Source organism: Burkholderia sp. IMCC1007 (assembly GCF_027257875.1).
Classification (GTDB): Bacteria; Pseudomonadota; Gammaproteobacteria; order Burkholderiales; family Burkholderiaceae; genus Burkholderia.
On record NZ_JAPVQY010000029.1, the window covers coordinates 72,667 to 92,465 of the forward strand.

The 19,799-nt window shown below is 66.9% G+C and carries 19 protein-coding genes and 1 pseudogene; 7 read left to right on the forward strand and 13 right to left on the reverse strand.

The genetic code is table 11. From position 1 onward, the window contains the following. Nucleotide 1: 1 nt before the first annotated feature. The 3 genes from sdhD to O1Q03_RS23275 form a co-directional block, all read right to left on the reverse strand. The gene (gene sdhD, locus O1Q03_RS23265) at nt 2-370 is read right to left on the reverse strand and encodes a succinate dehydrogenase, hydrophobic membrane anchor protein (protein WP_269506374.1); all 369 of its coding nucleotides are present in this window, start codon (nt 368-370) and stop codon (nt 2-4) included. 4 nt (nt 371-374) lie between these two features. Then, nucleotides 375-791: a succinate dehydrogenase, cytochrome b556 subunit gene (gene sdhC / locus O1Q03_RS23270; RefSeq protein WP_269506375.1), complete on the reverse strand. Its 417-nt coding sequence runs from the start codon at nt 789-791 to the stop codon at nt 375-377. A gap of 170 nt (nt 792-961) precedes the next feature. Beyond that, nucleotides 962-1,786, reverse strand: coding sequence for a GntR family transcriptional regulator (locus O1Q03_RS23275; RefSeq protein ID WP_269506392.1), 825 nt, complete (start codon nt 1,784-1,786; stop codon nt 962-964). A gap of 289 nt (nt 1,787-2,075) precedes the next feature. On the opposite strand from O1Q03_RS23275, the gene O1Q03_RS23280 reads away from it, so the two are divergent. The 5 genes from O1Q03_RS23280 to acnA all read left to right on the forward strand — a co-directional run bounded on the left by O1Q03_RS23280 (nt 2,076) and on the right by acnA (nt 9,227). Continuing rightward, nucleotides 2,076-3,062: a malate dehydrogenase gene (locus O1Q03_RS23280; RefSeq protein WP_044843799.1), complete on the forward strand. Its 987-nt coding sequence runs from the start codon at nt 2,076-2,078 to the stop codon at nt 3,060-3,062. 191 nt (nt 3,063-3,253) lie between these two features. Further along, a complete protein-coding gene (locus tag O1Q03_RS23285) occupies nt 3,254-4,261 on the forward strand; it encodes an HpcH/HpaI aldolase/citrate lyase family protein (protein ID WP_269506376.1) in 1,008 nt (335 codons plus the stop codon). Nucleotides 4,262-4,476: 215 nt separating this feature from the next. Beyond that, nucleotides 4,477-4,986 (forward strand): hypothetical protein, encoded by a 510-nt coding sequence (locus O1Q03_RS23290; RefSeq protein ID WP_269506377.1) that lies wholly within the window; start codon nt 4,477-4,479, stop codon nt 4,984-4,986. 19 nt (nt 4,987-5,005) lie between these two features. Next, a complete protein-coding gene (locus tag O1Q03_RS23295; RefSeq protein ID WP_269506378.1) occupies nt 5,006-6,457 on the forward strand; it encodes a bifunctional 2-methylcitrate dehydratase/aconitate hydratase in 1,452 nt (483 codons plus the stop codon). A gap of 52 nt (nt 6,458-6,509) precedes the next feature. Further along, entirely contained in the window at nt 6,510-9,227 is a 2,718-nt protein-coding gene (gene acnA, locus O1Q03_RS23300) for an aconitate hydratase AcnA (RefSeq protein WP_269506379.1), read from the forward strand. Nucleotides 9,228-9,406: 179 nt separating this feature from the next. Here the strand turns inward: acnA and O1Q03_RS23305 are convergent, their stop codons facing one another. From O1Q03_RS23305 to O1Q03_RS23315, 3 genes are read right to left on the reverse strand one after another with little or no spacing between them, the layout of a single operon-like run. Then, on the reverse strand, nt 9,407-9,847 hold the full coding sequence (locus O1Q03_RS23305) for a DUF1801 domain-containing protein (protein ID WP_269506380.1): 441 nt from the start codon (nt 9,845-9,847) through the stop codon (nt 9,407-9,409). Further along, nucleotides 9,844-10,275, reverse strand: coding sequence for an SRPBCC family protein (locus O1Q03_RS23310; protein WP_269506381.1), 432 nt, complete (start codon nt 10,273-10,275; stop codon nt 9,844-9,846). Before O1Q03_RS23310 ends, O1Q03_RS23305 begins: the two co-directional genes overlap by 4 nt. Then, entirely contained in the window at nt 10,272-10,595 is a 324-nt protein-coding gene (locus O1Q03_RS23315; RefSeq protein ID WP_269506382.1) for an ArsR/SmtB family transcription factor, read from the reverse strand. The genes O1Q03_RS23310 and O1Q03_RS23315 overlap by 4 nt, the downstream gene beginning before the upstream one ends. Nucleotides 10,596-10,682: 87 nt before the next feature. Here O1Q03_RS23315 and O1Q03_RS23320 point away from each other — a divergent pair. Continuing rightward, nucleotides 10,683-10,850, forward strand: a pseudogene (locus O1Q03_RS23320) (peptidase S53); the annotation flags it as partial. Between the two features lie 113 nt (nt 10,851-10,963). Here O1Q03_RS23320 and O1Q03_RS23325 read toward each other — a convergent pair. From O1Q03_RS23325 to O1Q03_RS23350, 6 genes are all read right to left on the reverse strand, one after another. Further along, nucleotides 10,964-12,382, reverse strand: a complete 1,419-nt coding sequence (locus O1Q03_RS23325) for an MFS transporter (protein ID WP_269506383.1) — start codon at nt 12,380-12,382, stop codon at nt 10,964-10,966. Nucleotides 12,383-12,468: 86 nt separating this feature from the next. After that, nucleotides 12,469-12,684 carry a hypothetical protein gene (locus O1Q03_RS23330; RefSeq protein WP_269506384.1) on the reverse strand — a complete coding sequence of 72 codons (216 nt, stop codon included), beginning with the start codon at nt 12,682-12,684 and terminating at the stop codon, nt 12,469-12,471. A gap of 62 nt (nt 12,685-12,746) precedes the next feature. Then, complete coding sequence (locus O1Q03_RS23335) at nt 12,747-13,583, reverse strand: ABC transporter permease (RefSeq protein ID WP_175717254.1); 837 nt, start codon at nt 13,581-13,583, stop codon at nt 12,747-12,749. 61 nt (nt 13,584-13,644) lie between these two features. Beyond that, complete coding sequence (locus O1Q03_RS23340; protein ID WP_269506393.1) at nt 13,645-14,910, reverse strand: ABC transporter permease; 1,266 nt, start codon at nt 14,908-14,910, stop codon at nt 13,645-13,647. 97 nt (nt 14,911-15,007) lie between these two features. Further along, entirely contained in the window at nt 15,008-16,054 is a 1,047-nt protein-coding gene (locus tag O1Q03_RS23345) for an ABC transporter substrate-binding protein (protein ID WP_269506385.1), read from the reverse strand. A gap of 78 nt (nt 16,055-16,132) precedes the next feature. Then, nucleotides 16,133-17,248: an ABC transporter ATP-binding protein gene (locus O1Q03_RS23350; RefSeq protein ID WP_269506386.1), complete on the reverse strand. Its 1,116-nt coding sequence runs from the start codon at nt 17,246-17,248 to the stop codon at nt 16,133-16,135. 107 nt (nt 17,249-17,355) lie between these two features. Between O1Q03_RS23350 and pdxR the strand changes: the two genes are divergently transcribed. Further along, nucleotides 17,356-18,876: a MocR-like pyridoxine biosynthesis transcription factor PdxR gene (gene pdxR / locus O1Q03_RS23355; protein ID WP_269506387.1), complete on the forward strand. Its 1,521-nt coding sequence runs from the start codon at nt 17,356-17,358 to the stop codon at nt 18,874-18,876. Between the two features lie 19 nt (nt 18,877-18,895). Here the strand turns inward: pdxR and O1Q03_RS23360 are convergent. Beyond that, nucleotides 18,896-19,799: lipase secretion chaperone (locus O1Q03_RS23360; protein ID WP_269506388.1), on the reverse strand; the 904-nt coding region annotated here is incomplete at its 5' end.

Genomic DNA, 19,799 nt, shown 5'->3' on the forward strand with positions numbered 1-19,799 from the left:
TTTACACTCTCCAGAGAATCTGCGCGGCGTAGCCCGCACATGCGAGCAGCCAGACGATGGTCAGCGATTGCAGCAGCAGGCGCACACCGACGGGCTTCACGTAGTCCATCCAGATGTCGCGCACGCCGACCCATGCGTGGTAGAAGAGGGAGAGCAGCGTCACGAAGGTCGCGAGCTTCATCCACTGTGCGGAGAAGATCGATGCCCAGCCTTCGTACGAGAAGTCATGCGCGGCGAAGAACAGCACGAGCAGAATGACCGTGTAGACCGCCATGATCGTGGCGGTGACGCGCTGCGCGAGCCAGTCGCGCAGGCCGTAGTGAGCGCCGACGACGAGGCGCTTCGAGCCGATTCGGTTGTTGGCTGCCATTTTCTTAGAATGCTCCGAACAGTTTGAGTGCCATGGCGATCGTCAGCGCGATCGAGACGACGAAGACGACGACTGCCGTCCGCTTGCCGCCTTCCTTCGTGACGGCGTCGTGGTTGACGTCCATCAGCAGGTGGCGAATGCCGGCGCAGAAATGGTGGAGGAACGCCCACGACAGCGCGAGGACGACCAGCTTGACGACGATGTTGGAAAGGAAAGCCTTGAAGACTTCGAAGCTGAGCTCGGACGTGAGACTCTGGTCGAAGAGAAACAGCAGGAACGGCAGGAACAGGAACAGCAGCGCGCCGCTGATTCGATGGAGGATCGACAATATCGCTGCCAGCGGCATGCGGTATTTCATCGTGATATCGCCGAATCCGATGTTCCGGTATTCCGGCCTCGGCTTTCTTACTGCGTCAGTCATGCTAGACCCCTACTATGTTGTCACACTAATCCGCGATTTTAGCGCCTTTTTATATCGCGCTGCAGCGAAAGTCTGCGCTGGATCGTTACGCGAACGGGAATAAAGGCGGCCCGAAACGTGCTATGCGAAGGTGGGAAACGCGCATGCACGCTGCTTGTGCCGATACGTCGTCAGCTCAAGTCATTCTGATAGTAATACCCGGTTGTGACATACCAGCCGCGTCGCACTTCCACCGGCCGGTCGCCATATGTATAGGACACGCGCTCGACCGACAGCAATGGAAAGCCCGCCGGCACGTGCAGCAGGTCGGCCACGGCCGGCTCCGCCGCCACGGCGCGGATCTTTTCCGTCGCGCGGATCATCCGCGTGCCGAACTCCGTCTCGAACATCGCGTAGAGCGGCCCCTTGTACTCGCTGAGCCGCTCGAACGTGAGCCCGCGGAACATCGCGCCCGGCAGCCAGATCTCGTCGAGCACCGTCACTTCGCTGTCGAATTCCAGCAGGCGCCGCACCTGCACGACCGGATCGGCCGGCTTCAGGTCGAGCTGCCGCGCGATCTCGGCCGGTGCGCGCAGGCGCCGGCATTCGAGCAGGCGGCTCACGTGCGGATGCTCGGCACCGTCGTCGGCCAGCAAGCGAAGGAAGCGGAACTGCGCGCGATCTTCGTTGTGCGTTGCAACAAAAGTGCCCTTCCCCTGCCGGCGCACCACGAGGTTTTCGGCGGCCAGTTCGTCGATCGCCTTGCGAACGGTGCCCTGGCTGACCTTGTAGCGGGCCGCGAGCTCCACTTCGCTCGGGATGATCTCGCCCGGCTTCCATTCACCGGTTTCGAGACTTTGCGTGATCAACGACTTGATCTGCTGGTATAACGGACTGAAGGTCGGCGACGGCGAAGCGGCAGGCGTCGGCGCGGTATCGCCCGCGCCCGGCTGCCCTGGGCCGCCTGCGCCGGTCGGATTCGCGTTGTTCGCCTGGTTCGATGTCATGGCGCGCATTTCATCACAAACCGCGCTTTTTCGTCCACTCAAATTCCGCAAAACATCTGTCTTATATAAGACATATGATACCGTTTGACTTTGGGTCCGCCGGCTCCTACACTCCGGGGCGAGCAAGGGTTCGCGGGTGCAAATACGCGTCCCCGGCTACGTGCCACGGCCGTCTCCAGGTTCACCGCGTCAGCCTTTCGCGAGTCCTCCGCCCTGCTTCAATGCAACGCTACGCATAACGCGCATAGAATGGCGTTTTGTCGAGCGTCCACCGCTTCACCCGTCCTGGAGATTTTCAATGGCTAAGCCCGCAAAGCGCGTTGCCGTCACCGGCGCCGCAGGTCAAATCGCTTACTCCCTGCTGTTCCGCATCGCGAACGGCGACCTGCTCGGCAAGGACCAGCCGGTCATCCTGCAACTGCTGGACCTCCCGCAAGCCCAAGCCGCCGTCAAAGGCGTCGTGATGGAACTCGACGATTGCGCGTTCCCGCTGCTCGCGGGCGTCGTGATCACCGATGATCCGAAGGTTGCATTCAAGGATGCAGACGTCGCACTGCTGGTCGGCGCACGTCCGCGCTCGAAGGGCATGGAGCGCAAGGACCTGCTGTCGGCAAACGCCGAGATCTTCACGGTCCAGGGCGCCGCGCTGAACGAAGTCGCGAGCCGCGACGTCAAGGTGCTGGTCGTCGGCAACCCGGCGAACACCAACGCATACATCGCGATGAAGTCGGCACCGGATCTGCCGAAGAAGAACTTCACGGCCATGCTGCGCCTCGACCACAACCGCGCGCTGTCGCAGCTGGCAGCCAAGTCGGGCAAGCCGGTCGCCTCGATCGAGAAGCTCGCCGTGTGGGGCAACCACTCGCCGACGATGTACCCCGACTTCCGCTTCGCGACCGTCGAAGGCGAATCGCTGCTGAAGCTGATCAACGACGACGTGTGGAACCGCGACACGTTCATCCCGACCGTCGGCAAGCGCGGCGCGGCGATCATCGAAGCGCGCGGCCTGTCGTCGGCAGCGTCGGCAGCGAACGCGGCGATCGACCACGTGCGTGACTGGGTCCTCGGCACGAACGGCAAGTGGGTCACGATGGGCATCCCGTCGGACGGCTCGTACGGCATCCCCGAAGACATCATCTACGGCGTGCCGGTCACCTGCGAAAACGGCGAATACAAGCGCGTCGAAGGCCTCGAAATCGACGCGTTCTCGCGCGAGAAGATGGACGGCACGCTGGCCGAGCTGCTCGAAGAGCGCGACGGCGTCGCCCACCTGCTGAAGAACTAAGCACGGTGCATTGACGGGCCGCCCTCGGGCGGCCCGGTCACGGCACGGGCGGCGGGGCCTGCATCTGCAGCCTGCGCCGCCGCCCGATCCGATCCGGGCACGTTTTGCCGCCACGCGCGCGCCGCGCGCCGGCCCAGAATGCGCCCGAATCCGATTTTCTCCACGCTGCCCGCTTCCTGGACGTAGAAGAGATGTCCGCGCTCACTCCTGCACAAGTGCTGTACGACGGGGCGTCCCCGCCCGCGATCCTGCCCTGCTGCGATCACTACGCGGGCAGCGAGAAGCTGATGCGCAAGTCGCTCGCGCTCCAGGCCGAACTCGGCCCCGTGTTCGACATCACGCTCGACTGCGAGGACGGCGCGGCCGTCGGCCAGGAGGCCGCGCACGCGCAGCTCGTCGCCGACTTCCTCGGCAGCGCCGACAACCGCTTCGGGCGGGTCGGCGTCCGCATCCACGATTTTTCCCATCCCCACTGGCGCGACGACGTGCGCATCGTGCTGCGCGCCGCCCGCGCACCGGCCTACCTCACGCTGCCGAAGATCGCGAGCGCCGCCGACGCGGCCGAGATGGTCGCGTTCATCGAAGGCACGCGCCGCGAGCTCGGCCTTGCGCAGCCGATTCCGGTCGACGTGCTGGTCGAGACGCACGGCGCGCTCGCGCAGGCGGCCGCCCTCGCCGCGCTGCCGCTGGTCGGCACGCTGAGCTTCGGGCTGATGGACTTCGTATCCGCGCATCATGGCGCGATCCCCGATGCGGCAATGCGCTCGCCCGGCCAGTTCGACCACCCGCTCGTGCGCCGCGCGAAGCTGGAAATCGCCGCGGCGTGTCACGCGCACGGCAAGACGCCGTCCCACAACGTGACGACCGAAGTGCGCGACATGAGCGTCGTCGCCGGCGATGCGCGCCGTGCGCGCGACGAGTTCGCGTTCACGCGGATGTGGAGCATCCACCCCGCGCAGGTTCGCCCGATCGTCGACGCGTTCGCGCCGCGCACCGACGAAGTCGAGCTGGCCGCCGAAATCCTGCTGGCCGCGCAGGCGGCCGACTGGGGCCCGACGCGCCACGGCGATACCCTGCACGACCGCGCGAGCTACCGCTATTACTGGTCGGTGCTGCGCCGCGCGCGGGCGACCGGCCAGCCGGTGCCGGCCGAGGCCGCCCCGCTGTTCGGCGCGAGCGCGGCCGGAGCGGCCCGGTGAGCATGCCGACACACGGATTTCATCGAATCGCCGGAGCGTGAACCCGATACAGGTTTGCGAAACGACAAAAAACGTAACGGAGCCCGAAAACCTGAAATATGTGCGGCCAAATAGGTGAAAATAGCGGCCGCTGCGCGCTTCCGGGGCGCGTGCAGTTTCAAACCGGCCGGCGGATGCCGGCCCTTGTCAACTGATTATCGAAAGGTTCTGACTCCATGAAGAAACTCCTGATCGCTACCGCCATCGGCGCATTGTCCGCCACGCTGCTGGTGTCGGCTCCGAACGCGTTCGCGCAGGGCACCACCACGACGGCGAAGAAGACGGCCAAGCGCCCGGCGCCGGCCAAGCGCATCATCCCGCGCAGCAAGAAGGCCCAGGAGCGTGCCGCGGCCAAGGTCGATCCGGTGCCGGACGGTGCGGTCAAGTGGGCGTGCAAGGACGGTCTGTCGTTCGATCTCGCCGGTGACATGAAGCGCGACCAGGTCGTCACGGTTCACTGGGCGAAGAAGAACTACAAGCTGCCGCGTCAGGCCACGACGACGGGCGCCGACACGTTCTACGATCCGGCAGCCGGCTTCAAGCTGGTCGTGATCCCGAGCAAGGCGATGCTGTTCTCCGACGCAAACGGCGGCGAGCGCCTCGCGGACGAATGCGTGACGCCGGAAATGGCACAGGGCACGACAGCACCGACGCAGTCGAACGAGCTGAAGCCGGCCACGAACTAAGCGCGTCTCCCAGACCTCGATGTCCGCCCCGGTCTCCAACGTCCGCCCTGCGCCGGATTCGGTACTCGTCGATATCGCCGACTACGTGCTGAACACCGGCATCGACAGCGCGCTCGCGCTGGAGACGGCGCGTCATTGCCTGATCGACACGCTCGGATGCGGACTCGAGGCGCTGTCCTACCCTGCCTGCACCAAGCTGCTCGGCCCCGTCGTGCCCGGCACGATCGTGCCGAACGGCGCGAAGGTGCCCGGCACGTCCTTCCAGCTCGATCCCGTCCAGGCGGCTTTCGACATCGGCGCGATGATCCGCTGGCTGGACTTCAACGACACCTGGCTCGCCGCCGAATGGGGCCACCCGTCCGACAACCTCGGCGGGATCCTGGCGACGGCCGACTGGCTCTCCCGCACGGCCCGCGCGGCCGGCCGCAAGCCGCTCGCGATGCGCGACGTGCTGGTCGCGATGATCCAGGCCCACGAAATCCAGGGCTGCCTCGCACTCGAGAATTCATTCAATGCGGTCGGGCTCGACCACGTGCTGCTGGTGAAGCTCGCGTCGACCGCCGTCGTCGGGCGCCTGCTCGGGCTCACGCGCGACGAGCTGATCAACGCGGTGTCCAACGCGTTCGTCGACGGCCACGCGCTGCGCACCTACCGCCACGCGCCGAACACCGGTTCGCGCAAGTCGTGGGCGGCCGGCGACGCCACGTCCCGCGCGGTGCGCCTCGCGCTGATCGCGAAAACGGGCGAAATGGGCTACCCGTCGGCGCTCACCGCAAAAACCTGGGGCTTCTACGACGTGCTGTTCGGCGGGAAGCCGTTCCGCTTCCAGCGTCCGTACGGCAGCTACGTGATGGAGAACGTGCTGTTCAAGATCGCGTTCCCCGCCGAATTCCATGCACAGACGGCCGCCGAGGCCGCGCTGCAGCTGCACGCGCAGCTCGCGGCCGCGGGCCGCACGACTGACGAGATCAGCCGGATCACGATCCGCACGCACGCGGCCGCGCTCCGCATCATCGACAAGCAGGGCCCGCTCGCCAATCCGGCCGACCGCGACCACTGCATCCAGTACATGGTCGCCGTGCCGCTGCTGTTCGGCCGGCTGACCGCGGCCGACTACGAGGATTCGGTCGCCGCCGACCCGCGCATCGACGCGCTGCGCGCGAAGACGGTGTGCGTGGAGGACCGGCGGTTCACGAACGATTACCATGACCCGGCCAAGCGATCGATCGCGAATGCGCTGACGATCGAATTCGCCGATGGCTCGAAGCTTGCCGAAGTAGCGGTCGAATACCCGATCGGCCATCAGCGACGCCGTGCCGACGGCATCCCGCTCCTGGTCGAGAAATTCAGGACCAACCTCGCCCGTCGTTTCCCGGCAAAGCAGCAACAAGCGATTCTCGACGTGTCGCTGGATCAGGCAAAGCTCGAAGCGATGCCGGTCGATGAGTACGTCGACATGTATGTGATATAGCCCTCATCTACAGGACTCTTTGTTTCCTAGCCTTAAACCCAGGAAAATCACCATGGCCCACAATCTCCACAAGACCCTCAAGGAATTCGACAGCGGTTCCGGCAAAGGCAAGTTCTACTCGCTGCCGCAGCTCGGCAAGGAACTGAAGACGAAGATCGAGCGTCTGCCGGTGTCGATCCGTATCGTGCTCGAGTCCGTGCTGCGCAACTACGACGGCAAGAAGATCACGGAAGAGCACATCGAGCAGCTCGCGAACTGGAAGCCGACCGCGAAGCGCGTCGACGAGATTCCGTTCGTGGTGTCGCGTGTGGTGCTGCAGGACTTCACGGGCGTGCCGCTGCTCGCCGACATCGCGGCCATGCGCGGCGTCGCGGAGCGCACGGGCAAGGATCCGAAGAAGATCGAGCCGCTGGTGCCGGTCGATCTCGTCGTCGACCACTCGGTGCAGATCGACTACTTCCGCCAGAAGGACGCGCTCGACCTGAACATGAAGCTGGAATTCCAGCGCAACAACGAGCGCTACCAGTTCATGAAGTGGGGCATGCAGGCGTTCGACACGTTCAAGGTCGTGCCGCCGGGCGTCGGCATCGTCCACCAGGTGAACCTCGAATATCTCGCGCGCGGCGTCCACAAGAAGGCGGACGGCGGCGACACCGTGTACTACCCGGACACCCTCGTCGGCACGGACAGCCACACGACGATGATCAACGGCATCGGCGTGGTCGGCTGGGGCGTGGGCGGCATCGAGGCGGAAGCCGGCATGCTCGGCCAGCCGGTGTACTTCCTGACCCCGGACGTGGTCGGCGTCGAGCTGAAGGGCAAGCTGCGCGAAGGCGTGACGGCCACCGATCTGGTGCTGACCATCACCGAAATGCTGCGCAAGGAGAAGGTCGTCGGCAAGTTCGTCGAGTTCTTCGGCGAAGGCACGAAGTCGCTGTCGCTGCCGGACCGCGCGACGATCGGCAACATGGCGCCGGAATACGGCGCGACGATGGGCTTCTTCCCGGTCGACGAGAAGACCATCGAGTACTTCGAAGGCACGGGCCGCACGCAGGCCGAAATCGCCGCGTTCGAGAATTACTTCAAGGCGCAGAACCTGTTCGGCATCCCGCAGGCCGGCGACATCGACTACACGACGACGGTCACGCTCGACCTCGCGACGGTCGCACCGTCGCTGGCCGGCCCGAAGCGCCCGCAGGACCGCATCGAGATCGGCCACGTCAAGTCGACGTTCACCGACCTGTTCTCGAAGCCGGTCGCGGAGAACGGCTTCGCGAAGAAGGCGGATGATCTGGACGCGCAATACACGACGAGCAACGGCGTCGACGTGAAGAACGGCGACGTGCTGATCGCCGCGATCACGTCGTGCACGAACACGTCGAACCCGAGCGTGCTGCTGGCCGCCGGCCTGCTCGCGAAGAAGGCGGTCGAAGCCGGCCTCACGGTCGATCCGAAGATCAAGACCTCGCTCGCGCCGGGATCGCGCATCGTCACCGAGTACCTGACGAAGACGGGCCTGCTGCCCTACCTGTCGAAGCTCGGCTTCGAAGTCGCGGCGTACGGCTGCACGACCTGTATCGGCAACGCGGGCGACCTGACGCCGGAACTGAACGAAGCGATCACGAAGAACGACATCGTCGCGGCGGCCGTGCTGTCGGGCAACCGCAACTTCGAAGCGCGCATCCACCCGAACATCCGCGCGAACTTCCTCGCGTCGCCGCCGCTCGTCGTTGCGTACGCGATCGCCGGCAACATCACGCGCGACCTGATGACCGAGCCGGTCGGCAAGGGCAAGGGCGGCCGCGACATCTACATCGGCGACATCTGGCCGACGAGCGAGGAAATCCACGCGCTGCTCAAGTTCGCGCTCGATCCGAAGAAGTTCGAGGACAACTACTCGAAGCTGACCAAGAAGGGCGACCTCTGGAGCAAGATCGAGGGCGAGACGGGCGAAGTCTACGACTGGCCGAAGTCGACCTACATCGCGGAGCCGCCGTTCTTCGGCAACGACTTCTCGATGGAGCCGGCCGCATCGATCCCGACGGTCCAGGGCGCGCGCGCACTGGGCATCTTCGGCGACTCGGTCACGACCGACCACATCAGCCCGGCAGGCTCGATCAAGGAAGATTCGCCGGCAGGCAAGTGGCTGAAGGAAAACGGCGTGCAGAAGGCCGATTTCAACAGCTACGGCTCGCGCCGCGGCAACCATGACGTGATGATGCGCGGCACGTTCGCGAACGTCCGGATCAAGAACCTGATGATCCCGGCGAAGGCAGACGGCACGCGCGTCGAAGGCGGCCTGACGATCCACCAGCCGAGCGGCGAACAGCAGTCGATCTACGATGCAGCGATGCAGTACGTCGAGGCCGGCACGCCGACCGTCGTGTTCGCGGGCGAAGAGTACGGCACGGGCTCGTCGCGCGACTGGGCCGCGAAGGGCACGCAGCTGCTCGGCGTGAAGGCCGTGATCGCACGCAGCTTCGAGCGGATCCACCGCTCGAACCTGGTCGGCATGGGCGTGCTGCCGCTGCAGTTCAAGGGCGCGGACAGCGTGCAGTCGCTCGGCATCACCGGCGAAGAGACCTACGACATCGAAGGCCTCGGCGACGACTTCAAGCCGCAGCAGGACGTCACGCTCGTGATCCATCGCAAGAACGGCGAAACGCAGCGCGTGCCGGTGCTGCTGCGCATCGATACGCCGATCGAAGTCGACTACTACAAGCACGGCGGGATCCTGCCGTTCGTGCTGCGCTCGCTGCTCGCAGCGTAAGCGCGCGGCCGTTGCAGGTGCCGCAGCCGCCTCGCGGGCGGTTGCGGCCGATTTGGATGCCCGACCTCGTGTCGGGCTTTTTTTTGCCTGCGCGCCCCGTTTGGCGCGCGGCGTAGCGCCGACCGCACGGCGGCGCCCCGCTTTCGCGGGACGTCACCGGCCGGCATCCGGCTCGCGCGTCACGCCGCCTTGCTGCTTCGCGCCTTCGCGCCCGCGGAGGAACCCGATCGCGCGTTCTTCTTCAGATGCGTGCGGTTGTATTCGATCGCCGCACGCACGAGGTTTTTCAACGCCCGCTTGTCGATCTTGTCGCCTTCGAAGAAATCGATCGCGCGCCGCGCATTGCCTTCGAGACCGTCGTTGAACAACTGGTCGGGATCGGGCAGTTTCGCCCCGTGCATGAAGGTCAGCTTCACCTTGCCCTTGTGCGCGTTCGCCACTGCGATCATCCCGTCGCACGACCATACGGGGCTGCCCATCCATTTCCATTCCTCGACGATGCCCGCTTGCGCGTCGAGGATCGTCTGGCGCAGCTCGGCGAAGGTCTTGCCGCGCCAGTCGGCGATGCCGGCGATCAGCGCGTCGATGCGCTCCGACGGCGTGAGATCGGTTGTGCTCATGCGTGGGCCTCCGTGCCTTCATCGGGACGCGCGAGCACCTGTTCGAGCGATGCGAAGAATTGCGTCCACCCGTGCTGAGCGCCGCGGTATGCCTGTTCCTGGTCGGTGCGGAAACCGGCCTGCTCCATGCGCAGCAGCGTGCCGCCGGCGGTCGGCGTGAGCGTCCACGTGACGACGCTTTCGAGGCCGTACGCAGCCCACGTATAGGACAGCGCGCGCGGCGGCTCGATCGTCAGCACCTTGCAGTCGACCGAACCCCAGTCGGCGCGGAAGCTGAATGCGTGGCCCGCGACGGGCGCGAAATCGCTCTGCATCAGCCACGCCTCGAGCAGGTGCGGTTGCGTGAGCGCGCGCCAGATCTTCTCCGGCGGATGCGGCAGTTCCCGTTCGACGACGACGGTACGTGTTTCCGTGGTGGGCTGGTTCATTGGTCCATCCTCTTCAACAGATCTTCAAGAGCATCGAACCGGGTCTGCCAGAAGCCGGCCATCTGGCTGGTCCAGTCGATCAACGGAGTCAGCGCCTGCGGCTGCGCGCTGTAGTGCGTCTGCCGGCCTTCGTGGCGATCGCTCACGAGCCCGGCCTGCTTCAGCACACCCAGATGCTTCGATACCGCCGGCTGCGACACGCCCGCATGGGCCGTCAGCGCGGCAACCGTCAGCTCGCCCTCCTCGCACAGCCGCTCGAAGAGCGCGCGGCGCGTCGGATCGGCGAGTGTCCGGAACAGCATGTCGTGGGTGTTTTGCATGGTTGAATTCATAACCCGATGGTTATGGATTGAAGGATAGCGCGAGATCGCCACAGGTCAAGGCGGAATTTCGCGGGGTGACGTCGGGACGAAGGCGTGTACGAGTGCAACAACCGCGGCTATCCGGGCGGCGCGAACGACACGGTATCGTGGCCGGCGGCTTCGCCGCACGTGGTCGCGGTCGGCGGCACGACGCTGTACACCACGTCGGGTGGTGCGTTGTCGAACGAGACGGTATGGCACGAGGGCCTGGACATCGCGAACTTCGACAAGCCGATCCAGACGGGCGGCTACCGAGCGTGATGTGATGGCCCGCGCGCGGCGACGATCCGGCGCGCACAGGTCGAAGCATGTGCGGGCGCCGCGTGCTACTCCGTCGCCGGCTCCTTCACCGGCGCCGATGCAACCGGCGCGCCGGCCCGATGCGACGGCGCGAACAGCCGCAGCCCGCTCGCGACGCTCGCAGCGCCGGCAAAGCCCGCACCGAGCATCAGCGCCAGCGTCGGCCCGTGCCGCCCTGCGATCCCGAACGACAGCGCGACGAGCGCCGCTCCCGTCGCCTGCCCGATCAGCCGCGCGGTCGCGATGATCCCGCTCGCGCCGCCGCTGCGCTCGGGCGGCGCGCTCGACATCAGCGCTTTCAGGTTCGGCGACTGGAAAAAGCCGAAGCCCGCGCCGCACAGCATCATCCGCCAGCCGATATCGACGACGCCCGGTGACACCGGCAGCGCGGCAAGCGACACCATCCCCGCACTCAGCAACGCGAGGCCGATCGCGCCGAGCAGCCCGGGCGGATAACGATCCGACAGCCGCCCCGCGATCGGCGCGGCGAGCGCGACGATCGCCGACCACGGCGTCATCAGGAATCCCGTCTCGACCGCGTTGCGATGCAGCACGGTTTCGAAGTAGAACGGCAGCGACACGAACGCGAGCCCCTGCGCGGCGAACGCGCACACGGCCGTCAGCGCGGACAGCGTGAACACGGGCCGGCGGAACAGGTCGACCGGCAGCATCGGCGCCGGATGCCCGGCCTGGCGGCGGATCAGCAGCCAGCCGAACGCAAGCGCGACCGCCGCTGCCGCGCACACGACGGAGAGCGGCCCGCGCTGCGCGAATTCGCCGAGCGCGAAGATCAGCGACGCGAACGTGATCACGTTGAACAGCGCGGCCACCGGATCGAACGCATGCTTGCCGCGCGCCGTCTGCGGCAGCGATGGGATCGCCACGGCGAGCGCGAACACGCCGAGCGGCACGTTCACCGCGAACAGCCACGGCCACGCGGCGACCGACAGGATCAGCGACGCGATCGTCGGCCCGACCGCGAACGACACGCCGACGACGAGCGCGTTGAAGCCGACGCCGCGCCCGAGCCGGTGCGCGGGAAACAGGTTGCGGATCAGCGCGACGTTCACGCTCATGATCGCGCTCGCGCCGAAGCCCTGCACGATCCGCGCGGCCGTCAGCTGCGGCAGCGTCGCTGCGAGCGCGCAGCCGAGCGACGCGAGCGTAAACACCGCGAGGCCCGCGATATACACGCGCTTGTGGCCGACGATGTCGCCGAGCGCCGCGAACGGCAGCAGCGTCGCGACCATCGCGAGCTGATATGCGTTGATGATCCACACCGACGCGGCCGGCGACGCGTGCAGGTCGGCGGCGATCGCGGGCAGCGCGGTGTTCGCGATCGCGGTGTCGAGCGTCGCGAGCGCGACGGCCAGCAGCACGGCGGACATCGCGCGCCAGTTGACGGCCGGCTCCCGGGTGCCGGCGGGGGATGCGAATTCGGACAAGATGAGGCTCGGCTGACGAGCGACGCGCTGCGTCGCGGGTTGAGCGGCGCGGCGACGGCGGACCTGCAACAGGGGCCGAACGCGCGTCACCGAGAGCCGTATTGTTGCAGAGCCGCATCGAACGTGCAGGCGGCCGCCACGTCAGTCAGCGAAACGAAAGCTTGCGAGATGCCGTGCCTTGCGCGGCATTGATGCACATAACGATCGACGATCCGGCGGCTGCCGGGCGGCCTTGCGGGCTCGCGCCCCAGCTTCGTCGTGTCGGCGCCGGCGGCCGGCCTGACCGCGTCTGCCGGCGACATCACGCATCGGCAATGCGCCGATGCGTGGCAAGCGCCCACCGCCGTCGCGCCATCGCGTCAGGTCAGCTCACCGCACGTCGCGCATTGCGCCCGCGCAGCCATTCGAGCGCGAGCAGCAGGCTCGTCGAGAAGATGATCAGGATCGTTGCGAGCGCAGCGATCGTCGGGCTGATGTTCTCGCGGATCCCGGTGAACATCTGGCGCGGCAGCGTCGTCTGGTCCGCGCCCGCGAGGAACAGTGTGACGACGACTTCGTCGAACGACGTCGCGAATGCGAACAGCGCGCCCGACATCACGCCCGGCGCGATCACCGGCAGCGTCACGCGGAAAAACGTCGTCACCGGATTCGCGCCGAGCGACAAGCTCGCGCGCACCAAGTTGTAATTGAAGCCCTGCAGCGTAGCGGCAACCGTCGTGACGACGAACGGCACGCCGAGCGCAGCGTGCGCGGCGATCAGGCCCGTGTACGTATTCGCGAGCCCGAGCGGCGCGAAGAACAAATACATGCCGACGCCGACCACCACCACCGGCACGATCATCGGCGACAGCAGCACGGCCATCAGCAGCGCCTTGCCGCGGAAGTTCGCCTTCGTGAGCCCGATCGCGGCAAGCGTGCCGAGCACGGTCGCGACGACGGTCGCCGACGGCGCGACGATGAAGCTGTTCTTCGCGGCCATCCGCCACTCGTCGGACGCGATCAGGTTCTCGTACCAGCGCGTCGAGAAGCCGGGGATCGGATAGACGAGGAACGTGCTCGACGAAAACGACAGCGGCACGATCGCGAGCACCGGCAGGATCAGGTACAGCAGCGTCAGCACGACGAGCACGCGCAACGCGACGTACCACGCGCGCTCGACGAACGACATGTGCGGCGCGAACAGCGGCCTGGCGAGTTTCATGATCGGCATCCCCTTCTCGTATTGCGTATTCGTATTGCGTGTGTCGTGCCGGGCGCGACGCTCAGCCGAGGCTCACGTTCGAGCGCGTGAAGCGCCCGTACACCGCATACAGCACCAGGGTCGCGGCGAGCAGCAGGCCGCCGAGCGCGCACGCCATGCCCCAGTTGATCGTCACGTTCGTGAAGTACGCGACGTAGTAGCTGACCATCTGGTCGTTCGGACCGCCAAGCAGCGCGGGCGTGATGTAGTAGCCGATCGCGAGGATGAACACGAGCAGCGCACCCGCGCCGATGCCCGGATAGGTCTGCGGCACGTACACGCGCCAGAACGCGGCGAACGGGTGGCTCCCGAGCGACACGGCCGCGCGCTGGTAGGTCGGCGGAATCGACTTCATCACGCTGTAGAGCGGCAGGATCATGAACGGGAGCAGGATGTGCGTCATCGAGATGTATACGCCGACGCGGTTGAACAGCAGCGTCAGCGGATGCGAGATCAACCCGCTGCCGATCAGCGCCTTGTTGATCAGCCCTTCGCTTTGCAGCAGCACGATCCACGCGGCGACACGCACCAGCACCGATGTCCAGAACGGAATCAGAACGAGAATCATCACGAGGTTCGCGCGGCGCTCCGACAGCGTCGAGATCCAGTACGCGAGCGGATAGCCGAGCAGCAGCGCGAACAGCGTGACCGCGACGCCGATCACGAACGTGCGGCCGAAGATCGCGAGGTAGATCGACTGGTCGGGATCGGCCTGCACGATGTGCCCGAAGCCGTCCTGCTTGTGGTCGAGCGACGCCAGCAGGTAGAACGGCGACAGCTGGCTGCCGTTCTTCGCGATCGCCTGCCAGTATGTGGCATCCCCCCAGCGGGAATCGAGGTCGATCAGCTTCGCGCGCGTCTGGGCGGGCGTGAGCGCCGCGGCGGCCGCATCGTTGTCGCCCTTCAGCGGCATCGCGCGCGCCGTCTTCGCGACGAGCGAACGATAGCCGGGAATTTCGGTGTTCAGGCGCCGCGCGAGCGCGCCCATCGCCTCGCTGTCGGCGACCTTCGTCATGTCGGCCGCGAGTGCGGCATACGCGGCGTCGGGCGGCGGTGTCTTGCGGTCCCAGCCCGACAGCGCGGCGACCGTGGTCGGCAGCGCGGTCGCGATCTCGGGGTTCTGCACCGCGCGCGTGAGCAGCGTGCCGATCGGCACGACGAAGATGAGCAACAGGAAGATCGCAAGCGGCGCGATCAGCAGCAGCGCCATCGTGCGCTTGCGGGCCTCGGCAGCCTTCAGTTCGCGCTTGAGCGCGGCTGTCGACGGCGAGGAAGGAGCGATCGTCATCGTGTTCAACGGTTCTCTCCGGCCGGGCGCGATCCGGCGGAATGCCGCGCGACGCGTCAAGCGCCGCGCGGCCGGTTGCATCAGGATCCCTGAACGGTTACTTCGTCGCCCACGCGGCGAAGCGCTGCTCGAGCTCGTCGCTGTGGTCGGTCCAGAAGCCGATATCCTCCAGCACCGCCGTCTTGCCGTTGGCCGGCGAGTTCGGCAGGTTCGCGAGCGTCTTCGCGTCGAGCGACTTGATCGCCGCGACGTTCGCGGGGCCGTACGCGATGTGCTGCGCATACGCCTGCTGCGGCTTCGGCGTCAGCGTGTACGCGATGTATTGCTCGGCGAGCGCCTTGTTCGGCGAGCCCTTCGGAATCGCCCAGTAGTCGAGGTCGTAGATGCTGCCGTTCCACACGACCTTCAGGTTCTTCCCTTCCTTCTGCGCCGCGTCGATGCGGCCGTTGTACGCCGTCGACATCACGACGTCGCCGGCCACCAGGAACTGCGGGGGCTGCGCGCCGGCTTCCCACCACTGGATGTACGGCTTCAGCTCGTCGAGCTTCTTGAACGCGCGGTCCTGCCCGGCCTTCGTGCCGAGCACCTTGTACACGTCCTTCGGCGCGACGCCGTCGGCCATCAGCGCGAACTCGAGGTTGTAGCGCGCGCCCTTGCGCATCCCGCGCTTGCCGGGGAATTTCTTCACGTTCCAGAAATCGGCCCAGCCGGTCGGCGCCGATTTCAGCTTGTCCGCGTTGTACGACAGCGCGGTCGACCACACGAAGAAGCCGACGCCGCACACTTGCGGCGCTTCCGGAATCAGATCGGACTTCTTCGCGATCTTCGACCAGTCGAGCTTCTCGTACAGCCCTTCGTCGCAGCCGCGGTTCAGGTCGCCCGATTCGACTTCGACCACGTCCCAGTTGACGTGCTTCGCCTCGACCATCGCCTTCACTTTCGCCTGCTCGCCGTTGTATTCGACGGCCGTGACCTTGTTGCCGGTCGCCTTCTCGAACGGCTGGTTGAACGCGGCCTTCTGCGCGTCGCCGTTCGCGCCGCCGAAGTTGACGACGGTGAGTTCGGCCGCCGTGGCCGATACCCCGAAAGCGGCGAGCGCCAGTGCGACCGCGGTGCGACGCGCGGTAAAGCTTGCTCGGTTCATGGTGGTTCCTCTCCTCTCGTGGTGGAAGTAGGCAGTTGTTGTTGACGACGTGCTGCGGAAAATCGGGGAAACCATGTGTTACGCGAACACGCGCAGATGCTCGGGCGCGAATGCGAGCGACACAGGCGCGCCAGGTGAGAACGCGTCGAGCGCGCCCGTGCCGAGCGGCACCTTCACGAAACATTCGTCCTGGCCCGGCAGTGCGCAACGCATGCGCACGTGATCGCCGAAATAGATGAGGCTGCGCGCCTCGCCGGCCACGCGGTTGCCCGCGCCGTTCGCGAGTGCGTGCCCATTTGCGAGTGCGTGCCCGTTTGCGAGGCTCATGCGCTCGGGGCGGATGCATGCGATGGCCGACGCGCCTTCGGCCACGTCGCCGATGCGGCGGCCGCGCAGCGTCGTGCCGTCGTCGAGCCGCAGCTCGCAGAATTCGCCGTCGACGCGCGCGATGGTGCCGCGCAGCCGGTTGCTGTCGCCGATGAAGTTCGCGACGAATTCGTTGCACGGCGATTCGTACAGGCGGTCGACGGTGTCGAGCTGCTGCACGATGCCCTTGTCGAACACGGCGACGCGATCGGACATCGTCAGCGCCTCGCCCTGGTCGTGCGTCACGTACACGAATGTCACGCCGAGCTTCTCGTGCAGCGCCTTCAGTTCGTACTGCATGTGTTCGCGCAACTGCTTGTCGAGCGCGCCGAGCGGCTCGTCCATCAGCACGAGCTTCGGTTCGAACACGAGCGCGCGCGCCAGCGCGATGCGCTGCTGCTGGCCGCCCGACAGCTGCGCCGGATAGCGCTTTGCGAAGCGCTCCATCTGCACCATCTTCAGCGCATGCGCGACGCGCTCCGCGCGCTCGCCGGCCGGCAGCTTGCGCACCGTCAGCGGATACGCGACGTTCTGCTCGACCGTCAGGTGCGGGAACAGCGCGTAGTTCTGGAACACCATGCCGATGTTGCGCTTGTGCGGCGGCACGGTGTTCAGCAGTTCGCCGTCGAGCCGGATCTCGCCGCCGGTCGGGAATTCGAAGCCCGCCAGCATCATCAGGCACGTGGTCTTGCCCGAGCCGGACGGCCCGAGCAGCGTCAGGAATTCCCCTCGGTGGATATCGAGGTCGAGCGATTTGACGACCAGCGTCTCGCCGTCGTAGGTCTTCCGCACGCCGCGAAAGCTGACGATCACATCATCGGACTTCATCGTGGCTGTCCCCTTGCTGCGCGACATTCGTTTTTGAGATGGGCCCACTATACGGCCCGCACGGTTCTATACTAGGGAACCATTTCAATATTCCTAGTAGGACCACTTTGGATACCGTGATCCTCGCCGACTGGCTGTCAGCCCGTCTGGACCGCAGCTCGCCCGAGCCGATGTACCGGCAACTGCTGCAACTGATGCAGCAGGCCATCCTGACCGGAGAATTGGGGCCAGGGACGAAGCTGCCGAGTTCGCGCACGCTCGCCGGCGACCTGTCGATCGCACGCAATACGGTGCTGCACGTGTACGACCAGCTGACGGCCGAAGGCTACGTGCTGACGACGACCGGCAGCGGCACCTACGTGGCCGACACGCGGCCGGACGCCGCCGCGATCCGCGTGCCGGGCGCCGCGCCGCCGCCGTCGGCCGCCGACGAACCACCGCCCGACGCGCAAGGCAGCCTGTCGATGCGCGGGCGGCAACTGATCGAGCATGCGGGCGTGTCGCGGCGCCAGTGGGGCGCGTTCATGCCGGGCGTGCCGGACGTGTCGGAATTCCCGAGCCGCACGTGGAGCCGCCTGCAGGCGCGCCTGTGGAAGGAAGCGAACCCCGAACTGCTGACCTACGCGCCGGGCGGCGGCTACCGGCCGCTGCGTCGCGCGCTGGCCGACTACCTGCGCGTCGCGCGCTCGGTCAAATGCTCGCCGGACCAGGTGATCATCACGACCGGCATCCACCAGTCGATCGACCTCGCGGTGCGCCTGCTGTCCGACATCGGCGATCGCGCATGGGTCGAGGAGCCGTGCTACTGGGGCGTGCGCAGCGTGCTGCAGGCGGCCGGCCTCACGCTCGCGCCGGTGCCGGTCGACGACGAAGGGCTGGACCCGCGCGCGAGCGACATGCAACATCCGCCGCGGCTCGTGCTCGTCACGCCGTCGCATCAGTATCCGCTCGGCATGGTGATGAGTCTCGCGCGGCGCCGGATGCTGCTCGAATACGCGCGCCAGCACCGCTGCTGGATCATCGAGGACGACTACGACAGCGAATTCCGCTATGGCAGCCGCCCGCTCGCGTCGCTGCAGGGGCTCGACGACGGCGGCCGCGTGATCTACGTCGGCAGCCTCGGCAAGATGCTGTTCCCCGGCCTGCGGATGGGCTACATGGTGGTGCCCGAGCATCTGGTCGACACGTTCCGCACCGGGCTGTCGGAGCTGTACCGCGAGGGCCAGCTGATGCAGCAGGCCGTGCTCGCCGAATTCATCATGGACGGCCACCTGACTTCGCACGTCAGGCGCATGCGCACGCTGTACGGCGAGCGCCGCCAGCTGCTGATCGACGCGATCCGCGCCCGCTTCGGCGACGCGCTGCCCGTGATGGGCGACGAGGCCGGCCTGCATCTGGTGCTCGGCCTGCCCGACGACTGCGACGATCGCGTCGTCACGCACAGCGCGTTCGACGCGGGCGTGATCGTGCGCCCGCTCACGAGCTACTACAGCCGCATGGACACCGCGCGGCGCGGGCTGCTGCTCGGCTACGCGTGCGTCGCGCACGCAGGCATCGGCCCCGCGTTCGACACGCTCGCGCGAACCATCGAGCAGCACCTGCCGCGGCACTACACGCGCGCGGCCTGACCGTGCGCGTCGGTTCACGTCAGTTCGTACTGCCGGCGCCGCGATCGAGCGATGCCGCGCGCAGCGCTTCGCCGGGCTTCGTGAACACCCGTTGCCGCAGTGCGGCAATCTGCGCGTCGCGGTCCTGCGGCGACAGCCCGGCCGCGTCGATCTGCGCGCGCTGCGCCGCATAGTCGGCGTAGCGGCGCTGCCACGATGCGTCGTCCTGCTGCATCTGCGCGACGCGTGCGGCGGCCTCCGGGCCCAGCGTCTGCGTCAGTTGCGCCCGCATCGCGTCCGGCGTCGCCCCGCTTTTCTGCAACTGCGCGATCTGGTCGATCGCGGCGCGCTGCTGGTCGATCCGCTGCCGCGCCGCCCGCTCGTCCGCCGGGATCTGCTGCGCGAGCGCCGCGAGCCGCTCGGCCTTCTGCGCATCCGTCAGCGTGCGGTCCTGCATGATCTTCAGCCGCGCGAGGTCGTAGCGCTGCCGCCATTGCTCCGCACCGAAGAACGGCTCGCTCCAGTCGCCGAGCGTCCGGTATGCGAGCGACGCGCGCTGGTCGAGTGCGAGCTGCAGCGCGCCGAGATCCGACTTGTCGACCGCGCCCGCATCCGGCAGCTTCGCGAGCGCATCGAGATACGTACGGTACCGGCGCCAGACGTCGAGCGCTTCCGGCTGCGCAACCGTGCCGTCGAGCTGCGCGGCGATCTCGCGCACGACGAGCGCATCGAGCGCGGCCGCGCTCAGGTCGCTCCGCGCGGTCAGGCAGTAGTCGAAGAAATCGCGCACCGCGCGCGATTTCGCAAGATGGCCGCCGGCATCGAGCGGCAGCCGCGGCGCACTCGAGCCGGCGAGCGGAGACGGCAGGCCCGCGCTCGCCGGCAACGCGGCGGCCTGCGGCGCGGCGGCCATGCCGCCGAGCGCGGCCGCATCGGCCGACGGG

Excerpts from the sequence above, each read along its gene's own strand:
- O1Q03_RS23290 (WP_269506377.1), top strand. The coding sequence starts at position 4,477 with ATGAAGAAACTCCTGATCGCTACCGCCATCGGCGCATTGTCCGCCACG.
- O1Q03_RS23330 (WP_269506384.1), bottom strand. The coding sequence starts at position 12,684 with ATGTCGCCGGCAGACGCGGTCAGGCCGGCCGCCGGCGCCGACACGACG.
- O1Q03_RS23335 (WP_175717254.1), bottom strand. The coding sequence starts at position 13,583 with ATGAAACTCGCCAGGCCGCTGTTCGCGCCGCACATGTCGTTCGTCGAG.
- sdhC (WP_269506375.1), bottom strand. The coding sequence starts at position 791 with ATGACTGACGCAGTAAGAAAGCCGAGGCCGGAATACCGGAACATCGGA.
- sdhD (WP_269506374.1), bottom strand. The coding sequence starts at position 370 with ATGGCAGCCAACAACCGAATCGGCTCGAAGCGCCTCGTCGTCGGCGCT.
- O1Q03_RS23340 (WP_269506393.1), bottom strand. The coding sequence starts at position 14,910 with ATGACGATCGCTCCTTCCTCGCCGTCGACAGCCGCGCTCAAGCGCGAA.
- acnA (WP_269506379.1), top strand. The coding sequence starts at position 6,510 with ATGGCCCACAATCTCCACAAGACCCTCAAGGAATTCGACAGCGGTTCC.
- O1Q03_RS23305 (WP_269506380.1), bottom strand. The coding sequence starts at position 9,847 with ATGAGCACAACCGATCTCACGCCGTCGGAGCGCATCGACGCGCTGATC.
- O1Q03_RS23285 (WP_269506376.1), top strand. The coding sequence starts at position 3,254 with ATGTCCGCGCTCACTCCTGCACAAGTGCTGTACGACGGGGCGTCCCCG.
- O1Q03_RS23275 (WP_269506392.1), bottom strand. The coding sequence starts at position 1,786 with ATGCGCGCCATGACATCGAACCAGGCGAACAACGCGAATCCGACCGGC.
- O1Q03_RS23295 (WP_269506378.1), top strand. The coding sequence starts at position 5,006 with ATGTCCGCCCCGGTCTCCAACGTCCGCCCTGCGCCGGATTCGGTACTC.
- O1Q03_RS23350 (WP_269506386.1), bottom strand. The coding sequence starts at position 17,248 with ATGAAGTCCGATGATGTGATCGTCAGCTTTCGCGGCGTGCGGAAGACC.
- O1Q03_RS23280 (WP_044843799.1), top strand. The coding sequence starts at position 2,076 with ATGGCTAAGCCCGCAAAGCGCGTTGCCGTCACCGGCGCCGCAGGTCAA.
- O1Q03_RS23345 (WP_269506385.1), bottom strand. The coding sequence starts at position 16,054 with ATGAACCGAGCAAGCTTTACCGCGCGTCGCACCGCGGTCGCACTGGCG.
- O1Q03_RS23315 (WP_269506382.1), bottom strand. The coding sequence starts at position 10,595 with ATGCAAAACACCCACGACATGCTGTTCCGGACACTCGCCGATCCGACG.
- O1Q03_RS23310 (WP_269506381.1), bottom strand. The coding sequence starts at position 10,275 with ATGAACCAGCCCACCACGGAAACACGTACCGTCGTCGTCGAACGGGAA.